This window comes from Pantoea sp. C8B4 (assembly GCF_051336905.1).
GTDB lineage: Bacteria > Pseudomonadota > Gammaproteobacteria > Enterobacterales > Enterobacteriaceae > Pantoea > Pantoea rwandensis_B.
Genome location: NZ_JBGMNK010000005.1, coordinates 60,203 through 76,120, shown reverse-complemented (window position 1 = coordinate 76,120; position 15,918 = coordinate 60,203). Strand labels below are relative to the sequence as shown.

The window sequence follows — 15,918 nt, the reverse complement described above, 5'->3', positions numbered from 1 at the left end:
GGCTTCACTGTTAAGGAAAAACGCATGCTTGCTATCGATCCCGCCGCGACGGTTTCACCCTCCTCATTTTCTGCCCCTTCGGATGACGCCACATCGCTGTTATTGCAGGTTCTCGATATCTATGCCGCACGCGATGTGGTGCACACCTTAACCGAAGCGGGCGGATGCGACTGGAGCGTGCCGCGTCTGAATCGCATTCGTCAGGGCAAAAGCAGCGTGCCTGCGCTTTCCAGCCGTGAAGTCAGCAGCCTGCAAGCGTTACTGCCTTCGCGCCCTGCACATTACGCCGCGCCTAAATTTCAATTTGTCGATCTGTTTGCCGGTATCGGCGGGATTCGTCGCGGCTTTGAACAGATTGGCGGCCAGTGCGTGTTCACAAGTGAATGGAATAAAGAAGCGGTACGCACGTATAAAGCCAATCACTATAGCGATCCGCAACGACACCAGTTCAACAGCGATATCCGATTGGTGACGCAGCCCGCAGGACTCGCTGACGAACAGGCGATTTATCAGCACATCGACCAAACCATCCCGGACCATCAGGTGCTACTGGCTGGCTTTCCCTGCCAGCCGTTTTCACTGGCCGGCGTCAGCAAAAAAAATGCGTTAGGCCGTGCACACGGTTTCGAGTGTGAAGCACAAGGCACCTTGTTCTTTGATGTGGCGCGGATTTTGGCTGCCAAAAAACCACCGTTCTTCGTATTGGAGAACGTGAAAAACCTCAAGAGCCACGACAAAGGACGCACCTTTGCCATCATCATGGCGACGCTGGACGAACTCGGATACGACGTTGCCGATGCCGCCGACAGCGCGACACCGGATGCAAAAGTGGTGGATGCACGCCATTTTCTGCCGCAACATCGCGAACGCATTGTGCTGGTGGGTATTCGTCGTGACACCGGATTGAGCGACGGCTTTTCACTGCGCGCGCTCTCTCAACACTATCCGCAGCAGGTACCCACGTTACAGAGTTTGCTTGAGCCGACACCGGACGCGAAGTACACCCTGTCACCGACGTTGTGGAATTACCTCTATCAATACGCCAAAAAGCACAAGGCCAAAGGTAATGGCTTCGGCTTTGGTCTTAACGATCCCCGTAATCCCAACGTATGCGTACGCACCTTGTCAGCACGCTACTATAAAGACGGTTCAGAAATTCTGATCGATCGCGGCTGGGATCAGGCGCAAGGTGAAGCGGATTTCCAGCACGCCAGCAATATGGCTCAGCGTCCGCGTCGTTTAACACCGCGGGAATGCGCCCGACTGATGGGGTTTGAGGCGCCGGGACAAAGCCAGTTCCGTATTCCGGTCTCGGATACCCAGGCTTATAAGCAATTTGGCAACTCCGTGGTGGTGCCGGTTTTTGCTGCTGTGGCGCAGCTACTTTTGCCGCTCATCGAACAACATCTTAGCCAAAACACTTAGCGCCACAGGGCCATAATTTCCTTTAGGGACGCGCATTATGCTGTTTTGCGCTGAATCGCGTCCGCTGTCACCGAACTGTCACGCCCGCTCCCAATACTCCTTTTTATTTTTGGGGGCGTTAGATGTCACTCCTTTCTGTAATCTCGTTACCGCTGCGTTTACGTACTCGTCTTACCTGGCGTATGCCGCTTTGGCTGACCAGCCTGCGCAGCCAGTTTTTGCTGTTTATCGTGCTGTTTTGTTTACTGCAGTTCGCGGGCGTACTGCTGCTCAGTAATCACGTTAATCAGACGCAAATTTCACTCCAGCAAGCCAATCAACTGCGGGAAAGATTGGCCCTGTTGGATAAAGCGCGTATCGAGTTGCTCACCGCCAGTGATAACAGCCACCGTGCCGGTATCTATTTAATGCAGGATCAGCAAAGCGGCTCGGTCGATAGCTGGAAAAGTCTGGCGGCCGCCTCCGATGATTCGTTAAAAAAAGCCCAGTCGCTGTTCACCGCCTACCATGCTAAAGCGGACAGCCCCCTGGCTCAGGGCTTTGCAATGTTAGCGGAAGGTTTGCAAGAGCAGTTGAAAGGGTTAGCGGCCAATGACATCAATGCCTTCTTTATGGTGCCGATGCAGGCATTCCAGCAGCAGTTTAACGATGCCTGGTTCAGCGAGATTGAACAAGCCAACCATCAGTTGAGCAGCGTCAATCAAAATACCCTCAGTACGCTAAAGCAGAGTCGCAACATGTCGCTGATCGTCAGTGCCATTTTGATGGCGCTGCTGGTGCTGGCCTCCAGTCTGTTGATGCGCGGCGTGCTGTTGCCGCTGCGTCGTGCCAACCGGCAGCTGGAGCAGATTGCCACCGGTGATTTAGTCCCGAGTCATGATACGCCACGCCGCCAGTGCTTAGAGACGCGCCAGCTGTTTCAGTCGATCGAGTCGATGCGCTTCGGTCTGCAGCAGATTGTCAGTGACATTAATACTGTTGCGGTCAGCGTGGCGGCCGGTGCAGAAGATATGCAGCAGCATAACGAACAAGTCATGCAACAACATCAGGCGCAGAATGCCAGCTTCCACCATTTGTCACAGCGTTTACATCGCGTGTCTGAAGAGGTCGAAATTGGTGCGCAGTTCTCGCAGCAGGCCACGCAGGAGGCGCAGTCAGCCGATGCCCTGATGCGCAACTGCGCCACGGAAGTCGACAATATGGAACTCAAAATGCAGCAGATCGTTACAGCTTCGGGTGATATCGCCGGAATTGTCGGCATGCTGGATAGCCTGTCGATGCAAACCCGTTTGCTGTCGTTGAATGCCGCGATTGAATCCGCCCACGCCGGATCGTACGGTCGCAGTTTCTCCGTTGTCGCCAAAGAGATGGGGCTGCTGTCGCAAAAGAGTGGTGAATCAACGCGTCAGATTGATGGTTTAATTCAGCACACTCAGCAGCATGTGAATGATGGTTTTGACAAAGTGAAAGCGCTGGAAGTGTTGTTTACACAAATCAGCGGCGCGGTGTCGGGGGTCGTAACGCAACTCGATGAGTTGCAGCAAAATAGCACTGCGCAAAGTCACCGCGTCAGTAAAATTGCGCACGAAGTGGTGGAGATGAGTAATCAGCTACAGCAAAACGAAGCGCTCAACGCCCATCAGGTCAATTCGGCTACGCAATTGCGTGAACTCTCTGATCGCCTCGCCCAGCGGGCACAGCAATTCCGCGTCGATGCCGCTTGAGTACAAAGATAAAAAAAACCCGTCAATGACGGGTCTTTGTATATCGCTTATTTTTTCTTTTTGCCTTTCTTCAGCAGTGCACGTACCTGCTTCAGCTCAGACGCGGAGAGTTGTTCAGCCACCGCTTCTTCGGTATTCAGACTATCAACAGCCGGTTGCTCAACCGCATGTAAACTGGCCTGCAGGCGGTTAACGATCTCCTGACTCATGGAGATTTGGTTATCGGCGGCTAACTGTTTGATGTGCTCTTTCAGCGCCGGGTCAATTTTAATGGTTAAGTTAACGGTCTCGGTCATCTTCATACTCCCTTTTGATTTACAACAACGTAGCGGAAGAAGATGAAAGTTAACAGACTGTCATAAAAATTTAATATTAAGAGTGTATAGGGCTGAAATCCCTTAATACAGACTCATCAATGCTGGTGAGATTGCCCTGCAATTCCGCGCACAGCTTAGCCATATAGTGCACCAGGAAATCCGCATTATGCTCCGCCAGCATGCGCCCCGCTTCGGTTTGCATGGTTTCGGGCAAGCGTAAAAGTTTCTTCTGGAAGTGGTCCAGCGTCCATTTCACATCGTCTAATTCACGTTCTTTTCCTAATGGATCTTCACTGTCAAACAGCGGACGGCCCAACGCCCCGGCCGTGTAGAAAACACGTGCGAGGCCGATAGCACCTAAAGACTCGAGGCGATCGGCATCCTGAACAATTTTTGCTTCCAAGGTCAGTGGCGTGATGCGTGCGCTGAAACTGTGCGCCTGGACAGCATGGGCGACACCCTCGAGCAATTCCTGTGGGAAGTCTGGAAAGTACTGCTGCAAAATTCGGCGTGTCTCTTCAGCGGCATAGGTGGAAGCCAGATGGCGCTCTGGATGGTTTTTGGGAAGGTTAACCACGTCATGGAAGTAACAGGCGGTGAGGACCACCATAGGATCGGCTGCACTATGCTGCATGATGCGCGTGGCGCTCATCCAGACACGACGCAGGTGCGCGATATCATGGGCTTTATCATCGTGCAGCCAGTTTTGCTGCAGCCAGTTCTCGTAGCGTTGTTGCCAGCGGGTGAGTGACATCGTGCTTCTCCTTATTGCTGTTATAAAAGCACCGCCAATTCAGGGTGCTGCTCCTGGGGACATCATAGCGGTCTGGTCGTGACACTTTTTTTACATCCTTCCTGGATGTGCAAAGCGTAAAAATGCGATCCCGATCTTGTTATAGCGCTGTTAATGTCGCTTTCCCAGCGGAGATCACGTTTTAGGCATTTCCTTAGCGTCATTGCAGTTAAATAACTCTGTTAAACAGGCGTAATCTATTTCTACCATCAACAGTATTCACGCTTTTGAATTATTCCAGTTAATGATGCTAACTATCACAAGGTAAAAGCGATAAACGCTCACGGGAAAATCTGAAAAGATTCCCATGCAGGCCGTTATAACGTACTGTATAGGGGATATTTCTGGTTTTCTCTCGCCTGAGAAGGCATTTCCAGCATGTATTTTGCTTAAGCGCCATTTTTAAAACCGGAATATGCAGGAATAGCCTGATACTGAGGCGACAAATTATTAAGCAAATTGATTCAAACCCATTATGCTAACTCTCACATCTGCTGATGCGGGTGATTCGTCGAAGTTTTCCGGGTGAGTAACACTACATGAGGTACGTAATGAAAGAACGGCCGATTCTTTTTTCCGAACAGCGGGTCCGCGCCCTGCTGGTTGGCCAGCAGACGCAAACCCGGCGCATTATGAAAACCCAGGCTTTTGGCCCAGGCCAGGATCATCACGAAGGCGTGCATGCATTTGACGTTAGCGCCAACCATTTGCATGGCTATAAATTGATGTCGATGGCAGATGTCAGCTCTCACTGCCCGTTTGGCCAGGCAGGTGACCGATTGTGGGTGCGTGAAACCTGGCGCGGCCCCATCGTGCCAGAAGAGCAACTCGCCGAATATGAACGCGATCCACTGCCGTTCCGTAGCCCGGCTTTCTGTCAGTATCGTTCCGACAGCAATGAGCTGGGTCAGTTGGATGACGATGTGGAGCACGCCGAGCAGTTTGGCTGGCAAACGGCGATTCATATGCCGCGCTGGGCCAGCCGTATTGATTTGGCGATTACCTCGGTACGTGCTGAAAAGATTCAGGACATCAGTGAAGATGACATCATGGCTGAAGGCGTACAAACAGATACGCACTTCCTGAATAACTTCTTCACGATGAACATGAACGCAGAATCGCCGAAAGAAGCCTATCGTAAAGCGTGGCAGAAGCAGTATGGCGCCACCAGTTGGGAAGTGAACCCGTGGGTATGGGTGATCGAGTTTCAACGTGTTGATCGCGAGAGTTAACTGTCTTCAGCCCTCACCCGCCTGGGTGAGGGCAATTTTCCTGCTTTGCCATCTTAATCACAGAAAAATCCTGTAGTAACTGATTGAATACACGGCTTTGATTCCGCGCTGGCATTTTCTTTTTTGTCGCGCCAGGATAAACCTTTCCGCCCTGCAGAGTGAGTCGCGCGATGTTCAAATGGCCATGGAATGCGCAGGTAGATACCACCGTCACGGCACTTCCCTGGCAACAGGCGCTGGCGCAACCGATCTTCTCGCTGCTCACGACTGAAGAGCAAAGCGTCCTGACCACACTTGCCCAACGCTTTCTGCAACAAAAAAAAATCTCGCTGTTGAATGGACTGCAACTCGACGAACGACAGCTTGCACGCCTTGCCTTGCTGTTTTGCCTGCCCGTGTTGAAGCTCGGTCTGGAGTGGCTGGATGGCTTTCATGAAGTGTTAATTTATCCCGAGCCCTTCAATGTTGACGACCGTTGGGAAGACAGCAGCGGCTTAGTCCACCAGGCACCTGCAGTGCATGCTGGTCAAAGCTGGACACAAGGTCCGGTGGTGTTAAATGCCCTGGATATTCAGGACTCTTACGACCTTTCCGGCTACAACCTCGTCATCCATGAAATCGCGCATAAACTCGATGCACGCGGCAGCGGCTATACCAGCGGTATTCCCGCTATTGCCTTACGAGATGTCGCCCAATGGGAGAAGGACTTGCTACGGGCGATGGAAGAGATAGAGGCGGAAGTGGAATTGGTCGGTGAACAGGCGGCGACTATCGATCCCTACGCTGCCAGCGATCCTGCCGAATGCTTTGCTGTGCTATCGGAATACTTTTTCAGCGCCCCTGATTTACTGGCGGATCGCTTCCCTGCGATGTATCGCCACTTACAACTGTTTTATCGTCAGGATCCGATGGCGCGTCTTTCAGCAGGTTCTGATTAAATCGCGATCGCTTTGTACTATTGCTAGCCAGTTGAATACAAATGTATTTTTAGCTGTTGACACATTCAGGAGGTGCCATTAATATGCGCCTCGTTCACACGATTCCTCTGTAGTTCAGTCGGTAGAACGGCGGACTGTTAATCCGTATGTCACTGGTTCGAGTCCAGTCAGAGGAGCCATATTTAGAGAAGCCCGCTCAGGGAAACCTGAGCGGGCTTTTTGTTTTTCCGCGTCTTGGCTATTAACTCAAAATAGCATCCAGTCTGGCAAGCACTTCATCCACCACATCGTCTGGTATGCGTTCCAGCCGCTTACCGTTCCGGGCAGCCATATCAATGGTTCTGGGCTGGTCGCAGCGAATAACGCCAATTGTTTTTGTCCCTGCCCCTTCCATTGAAACGGTGAAACCTGCCGTGCGAGCAAAGTTTCCGCCGCTGGTGATGGGAACTACAACGGGTAGCCGGGTGAGCTTGTTAAACGATGCCTTCGATACGATAAGCACCGGACGTTTTCCGCTTTGCTCGTGACCGGCAATCGGATCCAGTGAAACGAGCCAGATTTCTCCTCTGTCCATTTACAGGATCTCCTTGCCCACCGCAGGCGCATCAATCCATTCCCGATCCTCTTCGCTCATTTCGGCGTGCGGATCGCACTGCGCCAGCAGCTCCTCAAGCGAATAATGAGGTCGTTTCTGGGGTTCAATAATCAGGCAGCCATTACTAATGGTCATGCCGACTTCGCTGTCCGTCGACAGCTCCAGCGTTTTTAGCACGGCGGGAGGAACCGCCAACATGATGGATCCGCCGACCTTTTTCAGGCGAGTGGTATACATAGAGCACCTCCGAATATTATATTTTAATATAACATCTACGGCAGGCGGTGCACAATTATTCATCAGATTCATGGCGATTTCCTTTTCGTAATAAAGCGTGAAAAAAGCCGTAATCCATTAAAGGACAGATCCGGCAGTTTTCGAAGGCAACGTTGCCGGCAAAAAGGCAACCATCCAGATACATCAGGCGCTTCTTTGAGATCATGAAGCAATTCGTACAGACGTGAGCTTAGTGCGTAACAAAGAAGGCCGATAATAGAAAACTGTTTTTGTGGTTCAAAGGATTATCGCGGTTCAGGTAAATGAAATGCGAGGCGGCTTCCGGATCGGAGCTGCTTTGGAGGAGCATCAGCAATCAGTCTTTCGCCTATAGGCCAGTGGTGGATGAGCCGACTAGCCAGCATGGAGGACACCAAGACCTGCCTGTCGCAAAAGCGCTGACTTTTTCATCGGCACAACCTCCACTCAGGGGAGTGAATATCATGCCGGAATTCTGTTTCTGAATGGAGCAGGATTTCGGGGGAGGGTCACACTCTGCAAGCCCCCTCATTCGTTACACTTCCGTCCAACCCCGCAACAGGTTGTGATACATGTTCAGCAGGGACAGCAGCTCATCGCTATCACCATGACGCGCTTTGAGGCTTTGGATATTGCGGTCCAGTTCGAACAGCATGGCGCGTTGCTTATCATCACGCACCATCGACTGAATCCACAGAAACGACGCCACACGTGCGCCGCGCGTCACCGGTGTGACACAGTGCAGACTGCTCGAAGGGTAAAGCACCAGATGGCCGGCAGGCAATTTCACCTTATGTTGACCATAGGTGTCTTCAATCACCAGTTCGCCGCCGTCATAACTGTCAGGTTCACTGAGAAAGAGTGTGGCCGACAGATCGGTACGCATCCACCCAGCGGCACCGTTATGTCTCACCGCGCCATCAACGTGAAAACCGTAGGTTTCACCCTGTTCGTAACGGTTAAACAGCGGTGTAGAAATGGAGCGCGGTAGTGCAGCAGAGAAGAACAGCGGGTTGTTGTTTAAAGCCTGCATCACTGCGGTTTGCAACCGATCATAAAGCGGCGTACGCGTATCAATCTGCTGATTATTTTTTACCGTGGCGCCCTGACTGCCCACCGTGGCGCGTCCGTCAATCCATTCGGCCTGTTGCAGCAGCGAACTGAAATTCGCCACGTCTTCTGGCGTCAGCACTGCAGGAATGTGATACATCATCGCGGTGTTCTCTCATAAATAGGGGCGCGAACGCCCCACGTTGAATCTTAGAAGTGCACGTTTGCCGTTAACAGGAAGGTACGCGGCTCACCCGGATGGTAGCGGTAACCACTCTTATTGATGGAAGCCACATAGTCGGTATCGAAAATATTGTACGCGTTGAGCTGCAGATCGAGGTTGTTATTAACCTTGTAGCCCAGCTTCGCATCGGCCACCCAATAACCTTCTGTATGGTCTGGCGTGCCTACCGCACCATCGCTGCCGCGACGCAGGCTGCCTACGTAACGCGCACCCGCCCCAACAGAAATCGCATCAGTGGCCTGATATTGCGTCCACAAGGTGAAGGCGTGTTTCGGTGTATAAGCGATAGCAGAGGAGCCATCCTGAGCAACCGCTGCGCCCTCTTTCACCGACGCGTGCTGCTGGGTGTAACCAGCGATCACTTCCCAATCTGGGGTGATGTTGCCGGTCGCTGAAAGCTCATAGCCCTCCACGCGTTTTTTACCGGCTTGCGAATAAGTGCCGTCGTCGTTGGCGTCCACTTCATTCTCGATATCGGTACGGAACAGTGCAGCATTCAACAACAGGCGTTTATCCAGCACCTGCCATTTGGTTCCCACTTCGCTTGATTTGGCTTTTTGCGGTTTGAAATCAGTGCGGTTAGCACTATTGCCGGCGCCACCTGCCGCCAGCGCAAAGCTGCTACCGCCCGGAGGCTGCTGAGAAATAGCATAGTTGACGTAAACATTGCCCTGCTCGGTCAGGCGATAGAGCGCACCCGCTTTCCAGTTCACCAGATTGCCAGACTTGGCCGTATCAACGGTGGTGAGCGGCGTGCCGCGTGCGATGCCCGTCGGACACGCCAGTGCACCGCGCCCGCTGCCGCCACACGCCGTGGCACTGTCATAATCGGTGTGATAGCTATCAAGACGAATGCCGCCGTTGAGCTCGAAGTTTTTGGTCATAGCCAGCGTATCGAAGGCATAAATTCCGGTGGTATCGGTCTGCCCGTTGGCATTGGCGCCGTTGCGATCCAGCCCTCCCACAGAAATGCTGCTGATCGGATGGTAGATGTTAACCGCAGGCGCAGTAATGGCGTTGACGCCGTAGTTGGTCTGGTTTTCACGCGTGAATTCCACGCCAGCACTGACATCATGTCCCACTGAACCGGTATAGAATTTCGAGGTAATATTGGTCTGGTTGGTAAGGATGCGGTTACTGACATCTTTCAGGTTTGCGTTGCGCGTCCAGGTCCAGGTGCCAACATCATTAGGATTTGGCGTGGTAATGGTGCTGCCCATTACCGCGGTCAGCAGATATTCCTGCTTCACGCGCGACCAGCGTGTGGTGTTACGAATCGTGGTGCTGTCGCTGAGATCGTGCTCGAAGCGAACGGTGCCGCTATCCGTGGTGGATTTATCGAAATCGGAATCGGTGCCGTAATAATTGCTGGTCGCCACTTTGCCAGAATGGTTGAGTGCAGAAGTGGCTGCCGTCGGCGAAGCGTATCCTGGCAGGCCAATGGTTGGGATGCCACCATCTGGCGTATTGTTCTGATGTACATGCAGATAGTTCAGGTATAAACGTGTTGACGTATCCAGACCCAATGCCAGTGAAGGCGCGACACCATAACGCTCATTTTGTACATTATCGCGTGCGGCATCGTGGGTTTTCTCGCCCATCAGATTGAGGCGAAACGCGCTGTTGTCGTTGATAGCCTGGTTATAGTCCAGCGTACCGCGGCGCATCCACGCACTACCGACACTGACCGATGCATCCAGGCCCGTGTCCAGACGCGGCTGCTTACTGATCATGTTGATTGAACCCGACGGCGCGCTGCGACCGTAATCGGTGCCAGACGGCCCTTTAATCACCTCAATCTGCTGAGTATTAAAGGTATCGCGTGTCACGCTACCAATATCACGAATACCATCCACATAGATGCTGTTCGACGTATCCATGCCACGCATATACACGGCATCACCGGTCGAAGAACTGCCATTTTCCCCGGCATAAAACGCCCCCACACCTGGCACATTTTTCAGTGCATCGGTAAGGTTATTGACGCCTTGATCTTTAATTACCTGATCAGGAATCACCGTCATGGTGCGGGTGGTATCCACCAGCGGGCGCGTGAATTTGGGATCGGCAGATATATTAGGCGCATAAAGTGAAGGCGTTTGCGCCGTCACCACGAGAGTATCGTCTGTTTTTTTGTTGGCATTATCAGCGGCCAGAGCGGCAGCAGGTGAAATACCAATACATAGCCCGGTGAACAGGGTCAGCGAATTGAAACTGCCAAACGGCAAATTGCGATTGTTATCCATTTAAAAGGTAAATTTCTTATCGTTATTGACGGGCTCATCGCATCCGGCAAATCAGCGCATGTAACCTGCCCTGACGTCCACTGCCTCGGGATGCAACACCTAAATGATAACGCCAATGGTTATCATTTACTTTTTTATTCTTGCATGAGCGCAGCGGCTTGGGAATACATTTCTTTACGGTGGCCTTACATAATTAATACAATCAGTGCCAGCAGGAGAGTTTCGTCAGGGTTTGCTCAAGAAGTCGTCAGGAAGGGCTGTCTTTCAGGCACAAAAAACCCGCTGGACAGGGCAGCGGGTTTTTAAGCAGCGCGCACAGTTCATTCCAGTAACTGTAACGCATAGCGTGATGCAGACGTTCATCGCTCATAGTAGCGATAAACCGACGGGTGGAATTCAATGCCATAAAGCTGGCTGACCGGGATCAGCAGATCAATATGATTGCTGAGATCGAATTCACGCTCTTCAGCGGGTGTCGATGTGGCGTTGATCAGGCGATGGAACCACTGTGACAGCATCGTTTTCATCGTCAGGTTCTCCAGTAATGGTTGACCCTGACAGTAAAGCGTAACTTGCTTTATAACCAAAACGATTAGATATGCGTTGGAATCCCAATTAATGCATATATTCATGGCCGCCTTCTACTGCGGCGGCCATGCAGGTTATGCCCGGCTCTTGGCCAGCATGCGTCGATAATTGTTAAGCCACTTGCCACTGGTCAAACGGAACCAGAAGAACACACCGCGCACCGTCCAATCGAGGAACATACCCAGCCACACCCCGACCACACCCATACCGAGCATGATCCCCAGCACGTAGCCGGCAACTACGCGCGCCCCCCACATGCTGAACATCGACACGTACATGGTGTAACGCGCATCGCGCGCGCCTTTCAAACCAGCAGGCAGCACCCAGGATGCGGTCCAGATTGGCATAAAGGCCGCATTGAGCCAGATGAGGTGTTTGGTGACTTCGATAACTTCGGGATCGCGGGTGTAAAATTTAGCCAGCGTGCCCGCCAGTGGTACGGTGATCAATGCCAGTGTGCACAGCCCAATCATCGCCAGCCAGAACACATGTTTTATCTGCCTTTCCGCCTGCATCACCTGATTTTTACCCAGCCGCTTACCGGTAATGATGGTGGAAGCCGAACCGAGGGCGTTGCCCGGAAGGTTAATTAAAGTGGCAATCGAGAAGGCGATAAAGTTACCGGCGATTTCATTGGTGCCCATACCTGCCACAAAAATCTGCGTCAGCAATTTACCGCCGTTAAACAGCACCGACTCAATACTGGCCGGCACCCCAATCCCCAGTACTTCCATCAGGATGTTGCGATCCCAGCGACGGAAATAGCTGGCGATACTGATTCTTAATGCCGGCGTAATGCCACGATACAGCACATAAATGGCGGCCGCCGCGCCGATATAGCGTGAGATGGTTAATCCCAACCCGGCCCCGACAAAGCCCATCCCTTCCCACCCCATCGCACCATAAATCAGTACGCTACTGATCACGATGTTAAGGATATTCATGCCGCCATTAATCAGCATCGGAATTTTGGTGTTTCCCGCTCCGCGCAGCGAACCGCTACCGATCAGGGCGATCGCCGCGGCCGGATAGCTCCACGCCGACGTTTGCAGGTAGCTCAGCGCCAGTTCCTTCACCTTGGGTTCCGCGCTGCCCGCAATAACATCGATAATCAGATGCCCCCAGATCTCAATCACAATCACCAGCACGAATGCCAGCACCGTCATCAAGCCTAGCGACTGCCGCGTAGCTGCGCGCGCACGTTTGCCGTTGCGCTTGGCGAGGCTAAAAGCCACCACCACCGTAGTGCCGAGATCAATCGCCGCAAAGAAGGAGATAATCACCATGTTGAAGCTGTCGGCCAGACCCACGCCCGCCATCGCCTCTTTCCCCAGCCAGCTCACGAGGAAAGTACTCAGGACGCCCATCAGCATCACGCACAGGTTTTCAATAAAGATGGGCACGGCTAACGGGGTAATTTCACGCCACAACAGCGTGCGATAAGAGCGACGTTTCGGATACCACGCCGTATTTCTGACCGCCCGCATCACTGCTACGCCAGGATTTTGCAAGGGAGTACCAAATCACTTTGGAGAGGAAGATGAGTAATAATGATGATAGGCCACTGAGAAATATGCAAAGTGTTTCCCATCACCATTTAATCATTATTACAAACTTTTTGTCGCCACCACCGCAGGATCCGCTGCACCACCGAGATAAGCGCTGCGCACCTCATCGTTATTTAGGAGTTCTTCCCCACTGCCGCTCAGTTTTATCTCTCCGTTGACCATCACATAACCGCGATCGGCCAGTCGCAGTGCATGACGGGCATTTTGTTCTACCAGGAACAGCGTCATGCCCTGCTGAGTCAATTCACGCAGGATGCTGAAGATCTGCTTCACCACAATCGGCGCCAGTCCGAGACTCGGTTCATCCAGCAGTAACAATTTAGGGCGGCTCATCAGCGCACGCGCAATCGCCAGCATCTGCTGCTCCCCCCCGGAAAGCGTCATCGCACGCTGTTTGCGGCGTTCGAGCAGACGTGGGAACAGCTGGTACATCCGCTCCTTGTCCTCTTTCACAAAGCGGTCGCCCACCGCAATCGTGCCCATCAGCAGGTTCTCCTCCACCGTCATATCGGGAAAGATGCGGCGGCCTTCGGGCGCCTGCGCAATGCCGCTGGCGGCGATAAAATGGGTGCTGCGATGGCTGATCGACTCGCCGCGTAAGCGAATGTCACCACTGGCAATGCGCGGCTGGCCAAAAATCGACATCAGCAGCGTAGATTTTCCCGCGCCGTTAGCACCGATCAGTGCCACCGTTTCCCCCTGGTTCACCGTCAGGGAAACCTGTCTGAGCGCCTGAACCGGACCATAAAATACGTCCACCTGTTCAAAACTTAACATCGGTTCAGTCATGGTCGCTCTCCTCATCTGCGCCGAGATAAGCGGCGATAACGTTGGGATCGTGGCGAATTTGCTGCGGCGTCCCCTGTGCAATGACATCGCCATGATCCAGTACCACAATGTGATCGGAGATGCGCATGACCATCGGCATGTCGTGCTCAATCAGCAACACGCTGATACGGTGATCGGCGCGTAAGCGATGCAATATCTGACTCAGCGCATCGGTTTCAACGGGATTGAGTCCCGCTGCGGGCTCGTCCAGGCAAATGAGTTCCGGTCGCGTACACATGGCGCGCGCAATCTCCAGTCGGCGCTGCTGACCATACGAGAGCGTGCCAGCCAGTCGATTGGCACTGGAGACCAAATCCACATTTTCCAGCCAGTAGAACGCGCGGTCTAACGCGCGGTTTTCCGCTTCGCGATAACCACGGGTATTCAATACACCGGCTAGCAGTTGACGATTGACCTGCATGTGCTGCGCCACCAGCAGGTTCTCTACCACCGACATTTCACGAAACAAGCGGATGTTCTGGAACGTCCGCGCCAGTCCAGCACGGTTAACCAGATGCGCGCCGCCAAACATTTTGTACCAAACACGCGATCCCAACCGTGCCGGATGAAGCCAGTCCTGCGGGTGAATTTTTTGCCCCAGTACCTGAATCACGTCGGTACTGCGCTGGTGGGCATTGAGTATGATGCGCCCGCCGGTGGCGCGATAAAACCCGGTCAGGCAGTTGAACACCGTGGTTTTTCCCGCCCCGTTCGGACCGATTAATGAGGTAACCGAACCGCGCGCCACAGAAAGGCTGACATCGTTCAGGGCTTTGATGCCGCCAAAGCGCATCATTAAGTGATCAACTTGTAGAATGGCATCACTCATGGCGCACTCCTTTCCGCAGCGGAACACCCACACGCGCGGTACGAACCAATCCGCGTGGTCGCCAAATCATCATTAACACCATCAGCATGCCAAACAGCAGCACGCGATATTCGGCAAAACTACGCAGCAGTTCCGGCGCGACCGTCAGCACAAAGGCGGCAAGCACCACGCCGAGTGTCGAGCCCATCCCCCCCAGAACTACAATCGCCAGGATTAACGCCGATTCGAAGAAAGTAAAGGAAGTGGGATTGACGAACCCCTGATAGCTGGCGAAAAACACCCCGGCAATCCCGGCTGTCGAGGCACCCAACATAAAGGCGGAGAGTTTGACCAGTACATGATTAAGCCCCATGGCGCGGCAGGCAATTTCATCTTCCCGCAATGCTTCCCAGGCGCGGCCAATGGGCATGCGCGTTAACCGATGCTTGATCAACAGCACCAGCAGCACCACGAGTACCAGCACCACATAAATGAAGATGAATTTCATATTGGGGTTGTAATCGAGATGCAGAAACTCGTGATAAGGCACACCCCCGTCCCGCGCCCGGCGAGCAAATTCGAGGCCAAAAAATGTCGGTGAAGGCACCGATACGCCATTGGGGCCGCCGGTAAATGACAACCAGTTGGTTAAGACCAGACGGATGATTTCACCAAAGCCGAGGGTCACAATCGCCAGATAGTCACCATGCATGCGCAGCACCGGAAACCCCAGCAACGCTCCGGCAAACGCCGCCATTAATGCCGCGATCGGCAACATACTCCAGAACCCCAGGCCGAGATACTCGTAGCCCAGTGCCAGGCCATAAGCGCCGATGGCATAAAATGCGACATAACCCAAATCGAGTAATCCGGCCAACCCCACCACAATATTGAGCCCTAGCCCCAGCAGCACATAAATCAGCCCCAGAATAGCGACCGTTAGCAGGTATTTACTGGAGAGAAAAGGAAAGGCCAGTGCAGCAATCAGTATCAGCGGCAATATCCAGCGCATCCGCGAGCGATAACCCGGCTCGCGGACATATACACCATCATCATTGCCTTCAAACTTGCGTGTAAAGCGTTGACCATAAGGCGTACTGCTGAACAGGCTGAGCATTAAGCGCCCTGCCATCACCAGTCCCACCAACAGCGCCACACGTTGCGGCGACAGTTTGAAGCTGTAACCATCCAGCACCACACCCACAATCGGACCAAACACCACCAGCGCAATTACTCCCGCCAGCAGCGTGTCGAGCAATGCTTCACGCACGCCCGCTTTTTGCGTCATTGCATTCATCGTGGCTTCC

The 15,918-nt window shown here is 53.1% G+C and carries 15 protein-coding genes and 1 tRNA gene; 5 read left to right on the top strand and 11 right to left on the bottom strand.

Annotation, left to right across the window (positions count from 1 at the left end; all coding sequences use genetic code 11):
• The first annotated feature begins 24 nt into the window (after positions 1–24).
• Together dcm and ACCW76_RS08240 are read left to right on the top strand one after the other, a co-directional pair.
• A complete protein-coding gene (gene dcm, locus ACCW76_RS08245) occupies positions 25–1,425 on the top strand; it encodes a DNA (cytosine-5-)-methyltransferase (RefSeq protein ID WP_436338279.1) in 1,401 nt (466 codons plus the stop codon).
• 122 nt (positions 1,426–1,547) lie between these two features.
• Complete coding sequence (locus ACCW76_RS08240; protein ID WP_436338278.1) at positions 1,548–3,149, top strand: methyl-accepting chemotaxis protein; 1,602 nt, start codon at positions 1,548–1,550, stop codon at positions 3,147–3,149.
• 47 nt (positions 3,150–3,196) lie between these two features.
• Here the strand turns inward: ACCW76_RS08240 and ACCW76_RS08235 are convergent, their stop codons facing one another.
• Both ACCW76_RS08235 and ACCW76_RS08230 read right to left on the bottom strand, forming a co-directional pair.
• A complete protein-coding gene (locus ACCW76_RS08235) occupies positions 3,197–3,445 on the bottom strand; it encodes a hypothetical protein (protein WP_034824521.1) in 249 nt (82 codons plus the stop codon).
• A gap of 76 nt (positions 3,446–3,521) precedes the next feature.
• Positions 3,522–4,220 carry a phosphohydrolase gene (locus ACCW76_RS08230; protein WP_436338276.1) on the bottom strand — a complete coding sequence of 233 codons (699 nt, stop codon included), beginning with the start codon at positions 4,218–4,220 and terminating at the stop codon, positions 3,522–3,524.
• Positions 4,221–4,810: 590 nt separating this feature from the next.
• Between ACCW76_RS08230 and ACCW76_RS08225 the strand changes: the two genes are divergently transcribed.
• From ACCW76_RS08225 to ACCW76_RS08215, 3 genes are all read left to right on the top strand, one after another.
• Positions 4,811–5,491 carry a hypothetical protein gene (locus ACCW76_RS08225; protein WP_038646300.1) on the top strand — a complete coding sequence of 227 codons (681 nt, stop codon included), beginning with the start codon at positions 4,811–4,813 and terminating at the stop codon, positions 5,489–5,491.
• 170 nt (positions 5,492–5,661) lie between these two features.
• The gene (gene mtfA, locus ACCW76_RS08220; RefSeq protein WP_436338274.1) at positions 5,662–6,429 is read left to right on the top strand and encodes a DgsA anti-repressor MtfA; all 768 of its coding nucleotides are present in this window, start codon (positions 5,662–5,664) and stop codon (positions 6,427–6,429) included.
• 103 nt (positions 6,430–6,532) lie between these two features.
• A tRNA-Asn gene (locus ACCW76_RS08215) sits at positions 6,533–6,608 on the top strand.
• Between the two features lie 62 nt (positions 6,609–6,670).
• Here the strand turns inward: ACCW76_RS08215 and ACCW76_RS08210 are convergent.
• The 9 genes from ACCW76_RS08210 to livM form a co-directional block, all read right to left on the bottom strand.
• Positions 6,671–7,003, bottom strand: a complete 333-nt coding sequence (locus tag ACCW76_RS08210) for a type II toxin-antitoxin system PemK/MazF family toxin (protein WP_436338272.1) — start codon at positions 7,001–7,003, stop codon at positions 6,671–6,673.
• Positions 7,004–7,261, bottom strand: a complete 258-nt coding sequence (locus tag ACCW76_RS08205) for an AbrB/MazE/SpoVT family DNA-binding domain-containing protein (protein WP_045815147.1) — start codon at positions 7,259–7,261, stop codon at positions 7,004–7,006.
• Positions 7,262–7,814: 553 nt separating this feature from the next.
• The gene (ybiX, locus tag ACCW76_RS08200) at positions 7,815–8,492 is read right to left on the bottom strand and encodes a PKHD-type hydroxylase YbiX (protein ID WP_038646295.1); all 678 of its coding nucleotides are present in this window, start codon (positions 8,490–8,492) and stop codon (positions 7,815–7,817) included.
• A gap of 47 nt (positions 8,493–8,539) precedes the next feature.
• On the bottom strand, positions 8,540–10,819 hold the full coding sequence (locus ACCW76_RS08195; protein ID WP_436338270.1) for a catecholate siderophore receptor Fiu: 2,280 nt from the start codon (positions 10,817–10,819) through the stop codon (positions 8,540–8,542).
• Between the two features lie 359 nt (positions 10,820–11,178).
• On the bottom strand, positions 11,179–11,346 hold the full coding sequence (locus ACCW76_RS08190; RefSeq protein WP_167540446.1) for a hypothetical protein: 168 nt from the start codon (positions 11,344–11,346) through the stop codon (positions 11,179–11,181).
• A 135-nt stretch (positions 11,347–11,481) separates the two neighbouring features.
• A complete protein-coding gene (locus ACCW76_RS08185; RefSeq protein ID WP_034824533.1) occupies positions 11,482–12,894 on the bottom strand; it encodes an EmmdR/YeeO family multidrug/toxin efflux MATE transporter in 1,413 nt (470 codons plus the stop codon).
• 120 nt (positions 12,895–13,014) lie between these two features.
• Positions 13,015–13,764 carry an ABC transporter ATP-binding protein gene (locus tag ACCW76_RS08180; protein ID WP_166932178.1) on the bottom strand — a complete coding sequence of 250 codons (750 nt, stop codon included), beginning with the start codon at positions 13,762–13,764 and terminating at the stop codon, positions 13,015–13,017.
• Positions 13,757–14,632, bottom strand: a complete 876-nt coding sequence (locus ACCW76_RS08175; RefSeq protein ID WP_045832247.1) for an ATP-binding cassette domain-containing protein — start codon at positions 14,630–14,632, stop codon at positions 13,757–13,759. The genes ACCW76_RS08180 and ACCW76_RS08175 overlap by 8 nt, the downstream gene beginning before the upstream one ends.
• Positions 14,625–15,908, bottom strand: a complete 1,284-nt coding sequence (livM, locus tag ACCW76_RS08170) for a high-affinity branched-chain amino acid ABC transporter permease LivM (RefSeq protein ID WP_436338268.1) — start codon at positions 15,906–15,908, stop codon at positions 14,625–14,627. Before livM ends, ACCW76_RS08175 begins: the two co-directional genes overlap by 8 nt.
• Positions 15,909–15,918 lie beyond the last annotated feature (10 nt).

What these genes read in the sequence shown, in the direction of transcription:
- dcm (WP_436338279.1), top strand. Translation starts at nt 25, where the DNA reads ATGCTTGCTATCGATCCCGCCGCGACGGTTTCACCCTCCTCATTTTCT.
- ACCW76_RS08240 (WP_436338278.1), top strand. Translation starts at nt 1,548, where the DNA reads ATGTCACTCCTTTCTGTAATCTCGTTACCGCTGCGTTTACGTACTCGT.
- ACCW76_RS08235 (WP_034824521.1), bottom strand. Translation starts at nt 3,445, where the DNA reads ATGACCGAGACCGTTAACTTAACCATTAAAATTGACCCGGCGCTGAAA.
- ACCW76_RS08230 (WP_436338276.1), bottom strand. Translation starts at nt 4,220, where the DNA reads ATGTCACTCACCCGCTGGCAACAACGCTACGAGAACTGGCTGCAGCAA.
- ACCW76_RS08225 (WP_038646300.1), top strand. Translation starts at nt 4,811, where the DNA reads ATGAAAGAACGGCCGATTCTTTTTTCCGAACAGCGGGTCCGCGCCCTG.
- mtfA (WP_436338274.1), top strand. Translation starts at nt 5,662, where the DNA reads ATGTTCAAATGGCCATGGAATGCGCAGGTAGATACCACCGTCACGGCA.
- ACCW76_RS08210 (WP_436338272.1), bottom strand. Translation starts at nt 7,003, where the DNA reads ATGGACAGAGGAGAAATCTGGCTCGTTTCACTGGATCCGATTGCCGGT.
- ACCW76_RS08205 (WP_045815147.1), bottom strand. Translation starts at nt 7,261, where the DNA reads ATGTATACCACTCGCCTGAAAAAGGTCGGCGGATCCATCATGTTGGCG.
- ybiX (WP_038646295.1), bottom strand. Translation starts at nt 8,492, where the DNA reads ATGATGTATCACATTCCTGCAGTGCTGACGCCAGAAGACGTGGCGAAT.
- ACCW76_RS08195 (WP_436338270.1), bottom strand. Translation starts at nt 10,819, where the DNA reads ATGGATAACAATCGCAATTTGCCGTTTGGCAGTTTCAATTCGCTGACC.
- ACCW76_RS08190 (WP_167540446.1), bottom strand. Translation starts at nt 11,346, where the DNA reads ATGAAAACGATGCTGTCACAGTGGTTCCATCGCCTGATCAACGCCACA.
- ACCW76_RS08185 (WP_034824533.1), bottom strand. Translation starts at nt 12,894, where the DNA reads ATGCGGGCGGTCAGAAATACGGCGTGGTATCCGAAACGTCGCTCTTAT.
- ACCW76_RS08180 (WP_166932178.1), bottom strand. Translation starts at nt 13,764, where the DNA reads ATGACTGAACCGATGTTAAGTTTTGAACAGGTGGACGTATTTTATGGT.
- ACCW76_RS08175 (WP_045832247.1), bottom strand. Translation starts at nt 14,632, where the DNA reads ATGAGTGATGCCATTCTACAAGTTGATCACTTAATGATGCGCTTTGGC.
- livM (WP_436338268.1), bottom strand. Translation starts at nt 15,908, where the DNA reads ATGAATGCAATGACGCAAAAAGCGGGCGTGCGTGAAGCATTGCTCGAC.